A 16,844-nucleotide genomic window follows, 5' to 3' on the forward strand; every position below is an offset into this window, starting at 1 on the left:
GTAGCCGAAGTTGATGTCGGATTGAACCCGTTCTAGTGCATGTGCTTTAAACCGACAAGATATTGCTTTAATCGGTCAAGCATCCGGACAATTTAGTAGCTCATGTATGATGCGTCGCATTGAAAAGAGGTCGATTCAGCGTCACAAGCCATACCAATATCAAGTACTCGAAAATAGAAGAGGGGGTGAAGATGGGCGACATCGGTGCCGGGGGTGCTGAGCGGGGAAATGCCGTTTCTGGCACAGGATGGCCGCGATCCGGAACGACGAGAAGAATCGGCGTGCTGCTCTACAAGGGCTTTTCGCTACTCTCGATCGGCGTGGTTCCGGAGATCTTTCACCTCGCGAATGAGATTGCGGAACGGCAACGCGACGACGGATTGCTGTATGACGTCAAGTTTTACTCCACACAGGGTGGCGACGTAGAGTGCTCGTCCTCAGTCAACGTGTGGACACAAGAATGCGACGCCACGAAGAACCTTGGCTTTGATGCACTGTTTATCGCGGACGGCGGCGACCTGACCGAAGTGACGCGCGACGAGCGCGTTCGCCAATGGCTTCGCGTGGTCGTACCGTCGACGAAAATCGTTTCCGGCATTGGCAAAGCAGCGGCGCTAATCGACACGATGCAGCTCCGTCCCGACTCTTACCGCAGCAGCTTGCTTCAATCGAATACCGATCCGTCTCAGGCGAAAGCGCCAAGCAATAGGGCAAATCGTTACGAGCCGACGAAGACGGCCCTTATGCTGGTCGGTTGGGATCTCGGCCAGGAAGCAGTCAAGGACATCTCACGCAAGCTCTCGGCAAACGGTTTTGCGACGCTTACGCCTCTGATTGCCGACGCGAGAGCTGACACGGCAATCGAAAAGGTACGCGCGTCTGCACGCTGGCTCAAAGAGAACTGTGACCGGCCGATCTCCGTGAGCGATGCGGTGAACGTCTCGGCAATGAGCGAACGCAATTTCCTTCGATGCTTCAAGCAGGAGATGGGCGTCACGCCATCCGAGTACCTGCTGCAAGCTCGACTGGATTTGACCTCCCGCATGCTCGCAGAGACCGATCTCTCGATCGACAAAATCGCTAAAAGGTGCGGCTGGACGAATGGAGATCGACTCGCCAAGATCTTTCGCCGGCGATTCTCCCTGACCCCTTCCGAATTCCGCCAACGTGAACGGGGCACCGGCCAGCAGAAGGCCTAGGCGGGCCCACCGATCGACTGTCGGCGACGACGCGCTCACCAGTGGGCATATGGAAGCGGTCCCACTGCGAGCTATCGTAAGCAGGACCACACTCAGATTTCCACAAGCAGCCAAGGTAATTAACCGCGCTTTTGGGCCAAGGCCCCGAAAGTGGGTAAATTTGCTTGCAACCGGAAATATGTGGTAAGCATAATTCAAAAGACTGATCGCAAAGAATAACGTAACCGGATCAAAACATAGAAAGCCACTGTGTGATGACCGAAATTGAATCGAAGGAGGCTAGTTAGCTTCCGGGCGGTAAGAAATACCGGAAAATCTTCCAGATTTTTCAGCAATTAATCGATAACGCATTGTATTTAAATGCGTTTTCTAGATCAAAAAGTCTTACGCTTTTGGCTGGTTAGCTCTCGTCCGACAAGACTTGTAACTATTTCGCCACTGATGGCGGAAAATGACTGTAAGTTAGGTACGATAGTGCCTTCGACGAATTCGGTTCAATGAAAGCCGAAATAGGTCCAATATCGGGGTGCGCGATGGTGAATTTCGTTAGTCACAGTATTGCTCGCAGTGGCCGCACAGGCGAAGTTCTAGTTCCGAGGATAAGAAAAAAGATAATTTTTCTTCTCTTCTCCGGATTCCGCCTACCCGAGGTTGCGACAGTCCTTGAGGTATTCCATGCAGCCAATCGCAGTTCCTCACCCCATGGTGTGGGAGGGACGGCGCCGTTCTACGACGTCCAGCTGAAGTCGCTTGAGGGCGGCCGCCTTGAGAGTTCCTCGGCGGTATCCATCTGGACCGAACCGCTCGCTCAGACCCGCGAAGTGGAGCCTATCGACGCCTTGTTCATCGCCGGACCTGGAAACAGCGCACTGTCTGGCAACGCGACGCTCCTGGAGCGCATCCGGTTCGTCAGCAGCCAGGCCGCGAATTTGATCCCGATGGCGGACTCGAAGGTATTGCTGACTATCGCGGGCGTTTCAGGTCAACCGAGTCATTGGCCCACTGGTGGAAACGTCGACGACGGCATTGCACGCAGGCCCCCGCACGCCCATATCGAACCGTTCAATGGGCCGGTCCAGCGCGCGCTACAGTTGATCAAGCAAGACCTTGGCGCGGCCATCCCTAGAGCGATTACCGACATCACGCTGCCCGGTCGCCAGGAGGTTGGCTTGATGTCGGCGGTGCGCGAACGTGCATCGAAAAGCGCAAGCGAGCGCATACTCGAGTCTGCGCGATGGATTGAGGAAAACGGCGGGAAATCCGTCGCGATTGCAGACGCCGCACAAATTGCGGCAATGAGTGAACGCAACTTCCTGCGTCGCTTCAAGATTGAAATTGGGGTGACTCCATCGGAGTATCTTATGTACTCCAGATTGGAGCTGTGCTGTCAGCTATTGGTTGAGACCGATTTGCCGGTTGAAAAGATTGCCCGGCGCTGCGGATTGAGTGGAGGGGGTTCGCTTTCAAAGCTTTTCCGCAAGCACTTTTCGCTGACGCCAACCGAATATCGTGAGAAGCGAAATATCAACTAGCTCGACGCAAAGAGTCGCTTCGCGGACGGCCGAAGTGCCCCGTGAAGATGCGTAAGTTCAGTGCCGTGTCTACCTGACTGATGTTGCCGCGCGAACCGCTCTCGCGGGCGGAACGAACGCGCCTCGCCTTTGGCGAATGATCACGTCCGCCTGTTAAACATCTCACTCCCCTCCAGCACCACGGACACCCGAAAACTCGCGGGGATTCTCGCTCACGAGGAAAGGTGCGCTCGACTGCCGTTCGACCTCAGTGGATTGCTTTCTATCCCGCTGAACATCCGAACGCTCTGCGCGGTACTCGGTTGGCGTGAGCTGTAAATGCTCGCGAAAAAGTTTGGATAGCCTGCCTCCCCCGTTTATCCCGCACCGCCGTGCAATCTTCTCGACCGGTAGCCGTGTTTGTGTGAGAAGCCGGCATGCCATGTCGAGCCGGACCTTCAGCAGATACTCCGACGGCTTCATGCCGACTTCCAGCTTGAACCGTCGCAGGAAATTGCGCCCACTCATGGCGGCAATTTGCGCAGCTTCGTCGAGTGATATATCCCGGTCGCCGTTCGCGCACATCCACTGAGCCGCATCCTGAATGGGTTGACTAAGCGTTGCCGCGACGCCTCGACGAATATCATCTGTCAAACCCGAGCCGAACTCCGGATCGATGGACTTCGCGATTTGCGCAGCAATCACCTCGCCGTGCTCGCGCTCAATCACGGCGACCGCGGCGGAAATCGCACTGTCGGCGGGAAGCGCTTGAGACTGAACATTGATGAAGGAGCGTCCGTTCGAGCTTGCCAACGCGATATCGCGCCTGAAGCTACCCAGATGGGCGAGCACAGCGCTGCTCTCGCCAATCGCCAGAAACTGCTTGCAACTCGCCTGCGCGCGATGCAGCCATCCGAGAAATGGATCGCTTCGCAGCGCATCACGGATTCCGCTACCGCCGGAAAAGATAATTGCCCGTAACGGAGCAGCAGCGACGTGACTCTCGACACTATCTGTCCAGACGCAGACCGAGGACGCGCTGGTCATCCTGCCACCCGCCGCCGAGAGGAGTCGTACGTTGTACCGGACGGCGTGCTTGCCATACCTCGCCATAGTCGTATTCAGCGCGTGAAAAGCTTCGACGACGATGGCCGTATCGGCCAGTGCAAATCGGTCGCACAAAACAAGACCGATTTGTCTCAGTTCCCCGCCAACGTATTCGACCGGCTTTGAGGCACCGGCATTCTCGCTAAAAGGTCCCATCTTCATCCCGTTGCATTAACAATTCTTATGACCGCCCCGACCTCCGGCCTTACGACCTGATCATCCTACTTAGCGAATATTATTGAAATGAGACTGTGGCGAGATCCGTCGCAGTTTTGTCTGTTTTCGCCAATTCAAACGCAGCGGTCCTGTTCTCTAACGCACGGAGCCGCAGCGTTGACTATAGCGGTGTGGCGTGGACATGCAAGTGGAGACCGTGTTGCAGTCGTCAAACGAAATCCGCCGTCAATTCAATCGCGTGAATGGCGGAATTGACGAAAGTTTTGGCGACGTGGGTGAAGTGTTGCCATTGTATAGTCGCCCAGCATACAGACATCATAGATTGGCCAACTGCGTGACGCTTCCTCTTCGGCACTGGGATCGAGCGCTGGAAGCGCAGGAAGAACCCTTCCATCAAACCCCGAGTCATTCTATGTGAACTGATTTTCATAGATTCGTATATTCATAGGGTTGCAAAATGAAATATAAGATCGCTGCCGCAGCAGTGCTTTCTGCCACTTTCGCGACAGTCGCCCAGGCGCAAAGCAGCGTCACGCTGTATGGTCTGATCGACGCAGGTTTCACGTATGTGCGGGGCGGCGGACAGAACACCTGGCAGATGAAGAGCGGAACGGTCAATGGCAGTCGCTGGGGGTTGCGTGGCTCGGAAGATCTCGGTGGCGGCCTGAAGGCGATCTTCACCTTGGAGAATGGCTTCAGCATTGCGAACGGTACAGCGGCACAATCCGGTCGCATGTTCGGAAGACAAGCCTTTGTTGGTCTCGCGAGTGACCAATACGGGGCGGTGACGCTTGGTCGGCAGTACGACAGCGTGGTTGACTACCTCGCACCGCTCTCGAACACGGGCAGCCAATACGGCGGCACGATCTCCGCGCATCCCTTCGATAACGACAATCTGAACAACTCGGTCAGATTCAACAACACGATCAAGTACACGAGCCTCAACTACGCGGGGTTCAAGTTTGGTGCGACGTATTCGTTCTCGAACAGCACGCAGTTCGCGAATAACCGCGCGTACAGCTTTGGTGCATCGTACGCGTGGGGTGGCCTGACATTGGCCGCTGCTTATCTGCAACTGAACAACGACATCACATCCACCGTATTTGGAAACAGCGGACCGAGTTCAAGCGCGAGCGGTGCACAAACTGGAGAGTGGACTTTTCTCGCTGGCAGGCAGCGCACATTTGGCGGTGGGGTGAACTACACATATGGGCCAGTAACCGCCGGCGTAGTTTATACGCAGACGAATCTGTCTGACACGCTTGGTGGCGGCATCTCATCGGGTCAGTCCGGAACGTCTGGGGGCATTGCATTCGGCGCAAATAGTGCGCGCTTCCAGAATTTCGAAGGCAACGTGCGCTACGCATTGTCGCCTGCAATTAGTCTCGCCGGGGCATACACGTATACGCGGGCCGACCTTGGCGGCGGTGTGAACCCGATTTATAACACCGTGTCGGCACAGGCGGACTATGCGTTGTCGAAGCGCACCGATGTCTACTTGCAGGGTAACTTCCAGCATGTCAGTCGGAATTCCGGTCATGTCTGGGCATATCTGAATGGCCTGAGTTCCGACTCGAACGCGCAAAAGCAAGGTGCCGTTACTGTTGGCATGCGCCATCGGTTCTAGCCCTCGGAATCAAACGACGTCTCAAGGCGCCTTAGGGCGCCTTTTTCCTTTGTGGAACTCTGCTTGTTCAGGCGCAGTCTGTCTTCGTGTTAAAAGTACATTAAAGAACAAGACATTAAAGATCATTAGAAGTGCGTGATTTCGCATAACAAATATTTGCGATGCGCACTAGTCGGCCAATTCATTGGCGGCTTCAGACAGGGTTATTGCGTCGCATGTTAAAGAAGTTATGATGCGGTGCAACCAGAGAGAATTGATGACTGATTCAATTCAGATATAGGGCCTTCAGCAACCAGGGAGAATTCATTCGAAATCCTCCGATGTTGAAAGAAATTGCGCTATGAAAAAAGTCATCCACGGGCTAGCGTTACTCAACCAGCAGGCATCCCGTCCCGACTTTATCTCAGGCGCGGATCTTTGACTCTTGGCAACCGTTGCCATGGTGCCGACCGCGAGCGATTGTTTTGCGTATCAAAGGATAGCCACGGGCTAGATTACAACGTCTAAGCGTAGATCGAAGACCAGCTTTCGCAGCCATCGATTACGTTTCAGAAGGAGCTGAAAATGCGTGGTGTACAAGGAATCGTAGCGAGATCTGTCGACGGAATCTCGGTTGTCGTCGGCGCCTTGCTTGCGACTGATGTCCGCTTCGGTGGGCTTGTCGAAGGCACTCCGGATACAGCATATATCACCTTCGCTGTCGCGCTCACTCTTGTAATATTCCCGGCATTTGGCATGTATGACTCCTGGCGCGGTCGATCGCTGCCCCGTCAGCTCTCGCAGGTCGCATTGGCATGGTGCACGGTCCAGGCTATCGGACTTGTGCTGACATTCTCTCTGCATCGCGTCGAACTGGTCTCGCGACTTTGGTTGGTATATTGGACGGCGATTGCAGCTTGCTTTCTGCTGCTATCACGCGTAGGCGCACATTACATTTTGAGCAAGGCCCGCAATGCCGGAATCAACATAAGAAACGTTGCTCTGGTCGGCGACGGTATCCACACCGAAGCGGTCAAGGAAAAAATCCGGATTACCCCGGGAAGTGGATTCCGCGTCGCAGCTGCCTACAATACACGTCTCGTCAGTGCGCCGCACAATTGCGCTGAGAAGCCTTTCGACGAGTTTGGCGACTTCGTTGACTATGTACGTCAGCGAGGCATCCAGGAGATCTGGCTGGCGCTTCCGCTCTCGGAGGAGGCATCGATTCATCGATTCGTTTCCGAGTTCAGTGAAGACCTCGTAAATGTCAGGTTTATTCCGGACGTCAAGAGCGTCGCGTTATTTGACGGAGGCGTCATTGATCTTGTGGGGGCACCCGCAATCAATCTTATCGCGTCGCCATTGGCATCAAGGTCGCTCGTAAAGAAGGAAATTTTCGATCGCCTCTTCGCATTAGCAGCACTAACTGCTTTGACTCCACTACTATTGGGAATAGCGATCGCCGTAAAAGCGTCATCAAGCGGCCCTGTATTTTTCAGGCAGTCCCGCAAGGGGGCTGATGGTCGAACGTTCAGAATCTTCAAGTTTCGGACAATGCGACAGCATGCCGAGGTTGCAGGCATCGTAACGCAAGCGACCCGTGGCGACCCTCGCATTACACGAGTTGGCGCGTTTCTTCGCCGCACGAGTTTGGATGAACTGCCTCAATTCATCAATGTCCTTAAGGGGGAGATGTCGGTTGTTGGTCCTCGACCTCACGCCATCGAGCACGATGAAATATATCGAAAGGTGGTGAACGGTTACATCCATAGATATCGTGCGAAGCCAGGCATCACAGGATGGGCGCAAGTAAATGGTTTCCGTGGAGAGACCGACCGCATTGAGAAGATGGTGAAACGAATCGAGCACGATCTCTACTATCTGCAAAACTGGTCGTTTGCGCTTGATATGCGTATTGTGATAGCGACAGTTATTAAAGGATTTGCAGGAAGCAACGCTTATTGAGCGGGATAGATTGATATTTTGTTGGATAGCTTGATGAAGGAAAGTAGATTTATATTAGATAAATATCGATTATTTTCTTTTGTGTTTGTTATCTATTGAATAATTTTTTATCAGATATCCGAATTGATATTGATCGATTGAGAGACGAGAATCAGTTCGACGCCTAAGGAAGGCAATTGTTGGGAAATCCGTAAAGCTCACTCTGCTTGCGCTATCAAATGGGGGGCGCGACTCCTGAGCTTGTGCATCTCCGCGCGAGGTGCGCTTCTAATTAATTCGCAAAACTTCGTCAGAAGCCGCGTGTGCGGGCTATGCCGGCGCGAACGCATCCATGATGACGGTCACTGGGACAAGAATGGAAAGGATTGAACTGATGCAACCGAGGGTGGCGGGGGCTGCTTTGCGTCGGCTGTTTGAACTGCGATCGCGAGTATATCGAGTCGTTCTGCTTTTTTCTGCTCCGGTTGCCATGTCTGCATGCATGTACGCCCCGGGAATGAAAATGCAACAAGCGTCAAGTTTGCCTGTCGAGTCGGCGAGTCAGGGAACCCCTGAGGCTCGCCTGCCAGTTCCCATGACAGACATCACCATGTCGCTCATTAGCAGGATGCGGAGCGACGCCGTACGGGAGACTGGCGTCGAAGCTGGGTCACTGTTTGACAAAGCGCGCCCGTATGCCATCGGGCCGGGTGACGTACTGCAAATTACCGTTTGGGATCATCCGGAACTCGCGGCAGCGCTCGGCGCTCAGCCCCCCGCAGACTCACGGACGTACGATCCACCACCGGGCTTCGTTGTTGATAATGCCGGTCGTCTTAATTTTCCGTTCGCTGGATCCATTTTGGTTCAAGGTCTGCGCGTTGATGAACTCCAGAGCAAACTCGCGAGCGCGCTGGGCAAGTCGTTCCACAATCCTCAGGTCACCGTACGGATCGCTTCTTTCCGTTCGCAGCAAGTGTATGTCGACGGCGACGTGCACACGCCTGGCGCGCAAGCAATTAACGACATTCCTACGACACTCTACGATGCGATTGGTCATGCCGGTGGCTTTGCGACAACGGCAGATCAGAGCGCTATCGAACTAGTTCGCAACGGAAAGTCGTTTCGAATCAACATGACACAGATGTTGGATGGCGGCCACAACCCGGCGGAGATTGTGCTCCGAGGCGGTGATTTCGTTCGTGTATCTGCGCGCGAAGATAACGGCGTCTATGTTATGGGCGAAGTAACAAAGCCAACAAAAGCACTTCCTCTTCGGAACGGAGTTCTTACGCTAAGCGACGCGCTGTCGCAAGCCGGGAGTATTAGTTCTACCACTGCCGACGCGGCCCAGTTGTACGTTATTCGTGGCACAGGAAAAGACGCTGAAGTATTCCATCTGGACGCGTCGTCACCCGTCTCTATGGTGCTCGCGAATCAGTTCACACTCGATCCGAAAGATGTCGTTTATGTCGACGGAAATGGACTTGTTCGATTCAGCCGAGTGCTTTCGCTCTTGCTTCCGGCTATCGATGCGGGCCTCACAGCGGGTTTGGTCGCAAAGTAAGAACGGCGAGACCTTCGACGCAAGCTAACGCAAACTGGACCAAGCAGTTATGAAACGACGTGCGCTTCTCACCCTTTCTGCGAGCAGCATCATTGCCGCTGCGTGCGATCGCGCTGTTGCTGACAAGCCGCAGCTGGTGAACCCTGGACGCGGCTTCCGTTGGATCGGCGAATTTGAAAATGCCGGTAGCGGCAACCGCGACGATGCCGCGACGCTTCAACGAGCAATCGACTATGTGCGGGAAATTGCCGAGCGATCTCAGGACACGTCGCAACTGCCAGTGTTGCTTATGCAATCCGGACGTTACGCCTTGAACCGTACTATCGAGACGGCACCGTGGGTCAAACTGTGCTCAGTCGGCGGCGTACTACTTGACTTCTCACAAGCCGCTGACGATTGCAATGGCATTGAATGCAGAAACGAGACGTCTCTGCCGCCAACATTGCTTCGCTTTCCTGGTAGCCGTTCGCCGTTCCTCGACGGCTCAGGTGGAACAATTTCGATTTTGGGACCCGGCATTCAGCGTGCTCAGGGCTGGGGTGTCGTCATGGGAAACCGCAGGCCCGGATATTCGGGCGTCGTTCGCGACGCAGGCGGCCGCAACGTTGTGGTCAGTGGTTGGCGGGGGGCACTCAAATTCGACCCGATCAACGTCTATCTGAGTAGCTGGATATCTTCCCGGTTTGAGCAAAACCGGGAAGAAGGGCTATATGTCGATCTCCCGATCTCGCAGAGAAGCATCAACAGCGGAGAACGGATGACATTCATCGACTGCACCATTGCCGGTTCGAATCGTGCGGTACGCATAGATTCAGACAGTATGGACTTCGTCTTCGATAGTTGCTCGTTCGACTTCAACGGAGACGTTGTCTACTTCGACCGTAGCGCACGCTATGGGACGGTGTCGCTGCATCATTGTCATATTGAGGGCATAGACCGGCTACTAGTGGACGCGACGCAGGCTGGCGCAAATCTTCGCGTTAATGTCGAAAATTCGATAGTTCTACCTCGTCGTTGGAAAGCCAAGGGTAAGCCGAATTCGCCGCGCCGTCTGGTCTCCGGGAGTGCGCGATTCTCGGCTTCCGCGGTCGAATGGCGATTTGAAGCACCAGCGCAGAACCCCGCTCTACCGCTCATTGGAGAAGAGGTGCCTGTCGAACATATCAGCGGCTTGAGCTTTCAGCGCATCCCCGCACTGGCTTGGCGTGGATCACTTCTCAACGCTGATAGCAAATTTGATAGTGATCCAGTCGGCATGCAACCAGGATCCCTGACGCATTGGAATATTTCGCCCAGGTCGACCGGTGGACTGGAATTCGCCGCGTCAGACGCAAACAAGGCAATGGAATATGAAGGCCAATCTACGGAAAGCAGGGCGCTTGTTCTGCGAGTTGCGCCAGGGGCGTCGACGATGACGATCCGGAATAAGTCTCCGCTTGCGGTGCGCGTCGGTCAAGCAGTGATGGCAACGTGCGTCGCCGACACTGTAGGGGGCGCATTGGCGATTGACCTGTCTTTTGAGTTTTCGGACGATTTAGGCAACTCGATTAAGACTGATTCGAATCTCGAGTACCCGAGTCGATCACTCCCCGTTGCACGCGCAGTCGTACCCCCCGGTGCGACACGACTTTTCGTAACAGCTCAGATTTCCGGAGCAAGCGGTCGAATTCGGATAACGGAATTTCCGGTCTGGTACGCTAATTAGTGTGCACTCGATGTCGAGTACGGTCCTCTCAACCGAAACCAAATATTCAGCAGATAAACGGATGATCTCCAACGTATTAATCGTATGCCACGCAAACGTGTGCCGTAGCCCCATTGCCGAAGAGTTGTTTCGACGTCGTGCCGGCCGAATTTGTGTCGTCTCGGCTGGGATCGAGGCAGAAGTCGGGTACCCGGCAGCCAGCGGCTCAATTTCGGTCTTGAGCGAGATTGGACTCGACATCTCCGCACATCGCGCACAGCAGTGCTCACAACAGATGATACGCGACGCAGATCTGATTCTCGCGATGAGTAGTGAACAAGTCGAGGGTATCGAAGCCAGATATCCCCTAACGCGTGGCAAGATTTTTAGAATTGGTGAAAGCTTGGGCATTGACATTTCAGATCCAATCGGTTTGCCGATCGACCGCTTTCGCGAATGTAGAGAGACATTGAGTCTTGCGGTGGACTACTGGGTTAGATCTCTCGATTTAGGGGTAGAGTCCTCTGAGCTGCTGAGCGCGGGGGACGAGCAATGAATTCAGCAGTAAGCACGCGCGCGAACGATACCGTGGAGCCGGAGTTCAATCTCGCGGCGCTTTTGGACGTCCTCGTTCTCTATCGACGAATGATGCTTTGGATATTCGGCATCATCGCCACGCTCGGCCTCGTGGTGGTTTTTCTCGCTGATCCGGAGTACCAGGTCGACATCCTCACGCAGGTCGACGAAAGCGCGGCGGCCTCTACCGCGACGTCACTCCTGGGCCAGGGGCTAGCAGCAATGTTTGATGTCAAGTCGTCGGCGGACACCGAAATGCAGGTGCTCCAATCCCGCCTTGTCGTCGCATCTGCGGTCGACAATCTGAAGCTATACATAACGGCGGAGCCTGTGCGTTTCCCGATCATCGGGCGAGCGATCGCGCGGTCGAACAGGGGAATTTCAACGCCGGGCCTGTTGGGATTCGGCGGGTATGCTTGGGGATCGGAAAGTATCAAGGCCTCTCACTTTGAGGTCCCGAATTCTCTAGAAGGTGAGCATTATTATCTTACGGTGCTCCCTGGTCAAAAATATAGCTTCTCTGGTCCAGGCCTGGATAAAGATGTGGTCGGAGAAGTCGGCCGCGCGGAGACATTTCTGACCGACGACGGCCCGATCACGCTCCAGATCGATTCGGTCAATGGGAATACGGGAACCCGATTCCGGCTGACACGCGACTCACGTCTTGAGACGATTAATCAGCTTCAACGAAAACTCTCAATTAGTGAGCTAGGTAAGGATTCCGACATATTGCAGGTTAAGCTCCGTGGAACAAACCCGAAGCTGATAACTAGCATTCTCAATGATATTGCAGGCCAATACGTTGACCAAAACGTCGCACGAAAGGCTGAAGATGCGGCACGGTCGCTGGACTTCCTGAGAGGTCAAGTATCGGTATTGAAAGAGAAGCTGGACGCGTCGGAGAGCGAATACGCGAAGGTGCGAGCCACGCTTAGATCGGTTGATATTGAAGGAGAAGCGAAGACGATTCTTCAGCAATCTGCCGACAACGAAACTCAACTCGCAGAGTTACAGCAGAAGCGTGCGGCGGCGGTAACATTGTTTTCGGAGACTCATCCGACCGTCACGGCGCTGGATAAGCAGATCGCGGTGTTGCAAGGTCAAGCCGACACCTTAAAGCAGCGAATCGATCGACTCCCTGGCGAGCAAAAGCAGGTCCTGCGCGTGGCAAGAGATGTAAAGGTCAACAATGATCTCTATGTTGGTCTGTTGAACAACATAGAGCAACTCCAGTTGATGCGAGCCGGGCGGATCGGAAACGTACGCGTTCTCGACAATGCCATTTTCCCGGATCGCCCCATGCGCTATTGGCGGCCGGTCTTGTCGTTGGTTGTTGTCGCGTTTGCAGCTTTCGCGGCGGTCGGTTCCGCGTGGCTGCGCGATCTGCTCTTCAGCGGAATTTCCGATCCGCACCAGATTCAGGGCGACACTGATCTTCGTGTGTTCTCTGTTGTTCCGCTTTGCCGGGTACGCGGCTTCGGGTGGTCCAATGGAATGCGTCGCAATAAGGTGGGCCGCCGGTTATTGGCGTTCCTAGAGCCTGACGACCCATCTGTCGAAAGTCTTCGTAGCTTCCGTACGGGCCTCCAGTTTTCGATGACCGACGCGAAGAACAATGTCGTGATGTTCGCAGGGCCAACGCCATCGATTGGAAAGTCGTTCGTTTCATCGAACGTAGCAGGTGTTTTGGCACGTGCAGGTAAGCGAGTCTTACTGATCGACTGCGATTTGCGCCGAGCGAATCTGAGTCATGCATACGGCGCAAGCGCGAAATTCGGACTGACGGACGTCATAGCAGGGAAGGCAACTGTGGAGCAGGCCGTGATCAAAATCGAGCACAAGAATCTGGACTTCCTGGCGGCCGGATCGCATGTGAATAACGCGGCGGACTACCTCACGCAAACATCCGTCGAAGCGATCTTCAAACATGTGTCGAGTCTCTACGATGTCGTGGTGCTCGACACCGCACCTCTGCTTGCCGTTCCGGATGCAGCGATCCTTGCGCCACTCGCGAGGGGGAATGTGTTCCTCGTCGCAAGAGCAGGAGCAACACGGGCTGGAGAGTTAGTTGAATGCGCACGGCGCCTTGAGCAGGTCGACGTTACGGTTAAGGGCGTGGTGCTGAATGGGATTGATCCGCAGGCGGGGAGATTCCGTTACGGGGCGAAGTACACGAGCTACAGCTACCGTTACGCACAGGAGACCGGTGATCCGGCCATACAAGATGAACGCTAGAACGCGCGACGCATGGAGCATGATGCTTCTCGCCGTTAGCTCGCTTGGATCCGCGGCGTTTGCGTTCGCAGTCCAAGTGGTGCTGGCTCGCCTTTTGCCCCCAGAAAGCTTCGGCCATTTTGCGTCCGCGCTTGCGGTAATCACGATCATCGCGCCGGCAGTAGGTTTCGGTTTGCCTGCGTTTTGGCTAAAGGCGTATGGAACGGAGGGATGGACGGCAATCCGGTGGATGGACGTTTCCGTTAGCTTCGTTCGGCGTAGTAGTGTCCTGTGCCTAATTGCTGCGTGTCTTTGGGCGCTCGCGCAGCCATGGGACGTGGGTGTAAATATCGTTCTGCTAATGCCGGCGCTCTTGACGCAGGGAGCCATTGAGATGGCTGCCGCGAAGTTTCAACTGGAGGAGCGTTTCGGACTTGTAGCCATATGGCAAATCCTCCAGAACCTTGGCAGATTTGGCTTCCTCGTCGCCTGCGGTGCATTCCACGCCGGCAGTACGGTGATTGCGTTGGGGTTCGGAGTCATCGGTGCGTTGATTTCGATCGGCGCATGGATTTCTATCAAAGGCCTAATAGGCGGATCGGCTCAACTTGCCGGTCATGGGAAACGTCCGAGTGAGGACGGAATTTTCGGGACGCCGAACGCGCCGAAGATGAAAGAGCTTTGGCGTAACGCGATGCCTTTTGGACTCGCAAGCGTGATTTTTTACGCCTACAACCAGAGCGGGCTAGTTCTCCTCTCTCATCTTGGAAGCAGTTCTGACACGGCAGTGTTCAGCGTCGCGATAACGGTTCTTTCTGCGCTCTATCTTGCGCCAACTGTGCTCTTTCAGAAGCTCTTGATGCCCAGGTTTCATCGGTGGGCTGCACTTCGCGATGGGCGCCTCGCAGCGGCCTACCGGACGGGCAATCTTTGGATGGTCATTACGGGGTTAGGAACTGCCGCTATTGCCGCCTTAGCCGTCCCGGTCGTGTTGCCGCTCGTATTCGGCGCTCGGTATACAGCGGCGGTTCCCACCGTAACTTTGATGACGCTCTGCGTTCCGTTCCGCTTTCTGACGACTAGCGCATCGTCAGTAATGACGACGTCGAATCTGATTCGCGTACGCAACTATTGTGCGTCGGCGGCGCTGCTTTTTAGCGTGATCCTGAGTTGCGCACTCGTTCCTCTTTATGGACTCAAGGGGGCTGCGATTGCCACTGTGCTGGGCGAAGCACTTTGGGCTGCGGTGTCAGTGGCTTCGGCGCGCATCTACGTTCTGAGGGGTAAGGGGAATAACATGGACAGTGAATTGAGTGAGTCCTCGCGGAAGTCTGCCGAGAATGTGATGGAGGCCAGTGACGGAACGGGCGAGTTGCCAGTTAGTGTCGTTATCCCGTGTTTCAATTGCAGTCGAACAATCGAGCGCGCGATCGCGTCGATCGCAGCTCAAACCGCCCGACCACGCGAGGTGATTCTCGTCGACGATTGCAGTACTGATGGCACACGGGAGTTTATTGGGACGGTGATATCCGGATACGAAACGGGCTGGATCAAGCTAGTAAAGCTCGTATCCAACAGTGGTCCGGGTAAAGCCCGAAACGTCGGTTGGTCGATGGCACGGCAACCCTATATCGCGTTTCTCGATTCCGATGATGCCTGGCATCCTCGGAAGCTCGAGGTCCAATGCGGTTGGATGCTTCGAAATCAGGACGTCGCAATTACCGGTCATCCCGTTGCTGAACTCGATGCGAGAGCACGTTTTGATTCGATTGCACTTCTAGACGTCAATGAGCCGAAAGCTGTTTCTCGCGCGAAGGTCTTGTTCTCGAACCGCTTTACGCCGTCGAGCATAGTGATGCGTTCTGATTGTTCGTCACGGTTTGATGAAAAGAAACGCCACGCGGAGGACTATTTCATGTTGCTAGGTGTCTTCCTGATGGATGGCGGAAAAGGCTCGCTCTTTTCGACACCACTGTCGTATGTCTACAAATCCCAGTTTGGGGCAAGTTCCGGGTTGAGTGCACAACTTTGGAAAATTCAACAGGGTGAGCAGGATAACTATCTCCATTTCAGGAAAATTGGGGCGATTACCAATGTCGAATGGGTATGTTTCTCCATTCTCAGTGCGATGAAATACCTACGTCGGTGTGTCATATCTCGTAAGTTTGCCTAAATATTATGCGTCGTGAGTGACTTGCTCATCGCAGCCTGACAAATGACATATTATTTACTTCCACTTTTGGTTTTCTACCTCGGGGTAGCGCTTTGCCTGACGTATGGCGGGACGAATAGAGCGGTAATCGTAGTTTGTAGCATTCCTATGATTGCGCTCGTCGTTCTGCGCGGCCATAGCGGCACGGATACTGCGGCCTATTACACGGCATTTATGGACCTGGGGGAGGGGGGGACTTATGGTGGGGAGCCTCTATTCAATGGTTACGCGCATCTTCTTTGGGCAATCTATCCGGACCCAAGATTTGTAACAAATGCAATTTCTGCGACAACCTGCGCTTTACTAATTTTTTCAATAGCAAGAAATCGCTATGGTGCATGGTTTGGCGGATTGCTGCTGGTGCCGGCGATGTTCTACGAATTGACGATGAACGTCATGCGGTTCGGTCTGGCATCGTCAATATTTATACTCGCGACGCGAGTACCGATGCAGCGTAATCCGGTCAGGTACTTCATCTATATGGCGATAGGGACGTGTACGCACTTCTCTTCGATCTTGCTATTCCTGTTCTTCATTGCCGCGACGAGACGAGGGCAAACACCTTTGCTCATTGGTGTTTCGATCGTTGCTGTTGGTGCATCGTTCTTGATGCCGGACTACATTGCGGACAAAGGAAACTTGTACAGCGGCATTGCCGCTCCCAGTGCCTCCTCAGGACTGCTGCTTCTGATTGTGCAGATATTGATTCTTAGAACGATGATTGTCTTTCGGAAGCAATTTGACATTCCGCCGGTTGGTTGGGTTGTTTGTGGTGGACTGGCGCTCGCGTTCTATGGGTTGACGCAGATTACGTATGCGGGAATCCGGTTTCAACTCATTCTGGTTGTCCTGATGGTCGTAATGCTATGGCGGCAATTTGCGCCGCAGAAACCACGAGTAAGTCCTCGGTTGGCTGCCTGGTTGTTTGTAATTGGCTGTGTCGCCCTGCTGGGACGGGTCCACAACATGGTCGACGAAGAAGGACACGGGGAGTCTCCATTCATCCCGTACCAACTGGCCCCGACTCTGCAACAACTTGGGTGAGGT

At 54.4% G+C, this 16,844-nt stretch carries 11 protein-coding genes; 10 read left to right on the forward strand and 1 reads right to left on the reverse strand.

The window, feature by feature from the left end; genetic code table 11:
• Positions 1-281 precede the first annotated feature (281 nt).
• Positions 282-1,199 (forward strand): helix-turn-helix domain-containing protein, encoded by a 918-nt coding sequence (locus C7402_RS36115; protein WP_244315017.1) that lies wholly within the window; start codon positions 282-284, stop codon positions 1,197-1,199.
• Between the two features lie 497 nt (positions 1,200-1,696).
• Positions 1,697-2,731, forward strand: coding sequence for a helix-turn-helix domain-containing protein (locus tag C7402_RS36120; RefSeq protein ID WP_116613987.1), 1,035 nt, complete (start codon positions 1,697-1,699; stop codon positions 2,729-2,731).
• A 162-nt stretch (positions 2,732-2,893) separates the two neighbouring features.
• Here C7402_RS36120 and C7402_RS36125 read toward each other — a convergent pair whose 3' ends face one another.
• Positions 2,894-3,979 (reverse strand): GlxA family transcriptional regulator, encoded by a 1,086-nt coding sequence (locus C7402_RS36125; RefSeq protein WP_116613988.1) that lies wholly within the window; start codon positions 3,977-3,979, stop codon positions 2,894-2,896.
• Positions 3,980-4,451: 472 nt separating this feature from the next.
• Between C7402_RS36125 and C7402_RS36135 the strand changes: the two genes are divergently transcribed.
• The 8 genes from C7402_RS36135 to C7402_RS36165 all read left to right on the forward strand — a co-directional run bounded on the left by C7402_RS36135 (position 4,452) and on the right by C7402_RS36165 (position 16,841).
• Complete coding sequence (locus C7402_RS36135) at positions 4,452-5,621, forward strand: porin (protein WP_116613990.1); 1,170 nt, start codon at positions 4,452-4,454, stop codon at positions 5,619-5,621.
• Between the two features lie 564 nt (positions 5,622-6,185).
• Entirely contained in the window at positions 6,186-7,565 is a 1,380-nt protein-coding gene (locus C7402_RS36140) for an undecaprenyl-phosphate glucose phosphotransferase (RefSeq protein WP_112175416.1), read from the forward strand.
• A 373-nt stretch (positions 7,566-7,938) separates the two neighbouring features.
• A complete protein-coding gene (locus tag C7402_RS36145; RefSeq protein ID WP_372460530.1) occupies positions 7,939-9,111 on the forward strand; it encodes a polysaccharide biosynthesis/export family protein in 1,173 nt (390 codons plus the stop codon).
• Positions 9,112-9,160: 49 nt separating this feature from the next.
• Positions 9,161-10,816, forward strand: coding sequence for a hypothetical protein (locus tag C7402_RS46550; RefSeq protein ID WP_133254620.1), 1,656 nt, complete (start codon positions 9,161-9,163; stop codon positions 10,814-10,816).
• A gap of 61 nt (positions 10,817-10,877) precedes the next feature.
• On the forward strand, positions 10,878-11,351 hold the full coding sequence (locus C7402_RS36150) for an arsenate reductase/protein-tyrosine-phosphatase family protein (protein WP_165842078.1): 474 nt from the start codon (positions 10,878-10,880) through the stop codon (positions 11,349-11,351).
• The gene (locus C7402_RS36155; RefSeq protein ID WP_112175412.1) at positions 11,348-13,606 is read left to right on the forward strand and encodes a polysaccharide biosynthesis tyrosine autokinase; all 2,259 of its coding nucleotides are present in this window, start codon (positions 11,348-11,350) and stop codon (positions 13,604-13,606) included. The genes C7402_RS36150 and C7402_RS36155 overlap by 4 nt, the downstream gene beginning before the upstream one ends.
• 19 nt (positions 13,607-13,625) lie before the next feature.
• Entirely contained in the window at positions 13,626-15,758 is a 2,133-nt protein-coding gene (locus tag C7402_RS36160) for a glycosyltransferase (protein WP_165842079.1), read from the forward strand.
• A 42-nt stretch (positions 15,759-15,800) separates the two neighbouring features.
• Positions 15,801-16,841: an EpsG family protein gene (locus C7402_RS36165; protein WP_112175408.1), complete on the forward strand. Its 1,041-nt coding sequence runs from the start codon at positions 15,801-15,803 to the stop codon at positions 16,839-16,841.
• Positions 16,842-16,844 lie beyond the last annotated feature (3 nt).

The sequence above is a fragment of the Paraburkholderia unamae genome, from assembly GCF_003096875.1.
GTDB classification, from domain to species: domain Bacteria; phylum Pseudomonadota; class Gammaproteobacteria; order Burkholderiales; family Burkholderiaceae; genus Paraburkholderia; species Paraburkholderia unamae.

Coding starts and splice junctions, on each gene's coding strand:
- C7402_RS36120 (WP_116613987.1), top strand. CDS start 1,697: ATGAAAGCCGAAATAGGTCCAATATCGGGGTGCGCGATGGTGAATTTC.
- C7402_RS36125 (WP_116613988.1), bottom strand. CDS start 3,979: ATGAAGATGGGACCTTTTAGCGAGAATGCCGGTGCCTCAAAGCCGGTC.
- C7402_RS36135 (WP_116613990.1), top strand. CDS start 4,452: ATGAAATATAAGATCGCTGCCGCAGCAGTGCTTTCTGCCACTTTCGCG.
- C7402_RS36140 (WP_112175416.1), top strand. CDS start 6,186: ATGCGTGGTGTACAAGGAATCGTAGCGAGATCTGTCGACGGAATCTCG.
- C7402_RS36145 (WP_372460530.1), top strand. CDS start 7,939: ATGCAACCGAGGGTGGCGGGGGCTGCTTTGCGTCGGCTGTTTGAACTG.
- C7402_RS46550 (WP_133254620.1), top strand. CDS start 9,161: ATGAAACGACGTGCGCTTCTCACCCTTTCTGCGAGCAGCATCATTGCC.
- C7402_RS36150 (WP_165842078.1), top strand. CDS start 10,878: ATGATCTCCAACGTATTAATCGTATGCCACGCAAACGTGTGCCGTAGC.
- C7402_RS36155 (WP_112175412.1), top strand. CDS start 11,348: ATGAATTCAGCAGTAAGCACGCGCGCGAACGATACCGTGGAGCCGGAG.
- C7402_RS36160 (WP_165842079.1), top strand. CDS start 13,626: ATGATGCTTCTCGCCGTTAGCTCGCTTGGATCCGCGGCGTTTGCGTTC.
- C7402_RS36165 (WP_112175408.1), top strand. CDS start 15,801: ATGACATATTATTTACTTCCACTTTTGGTTTTCTACCTCGGGGTAGCG.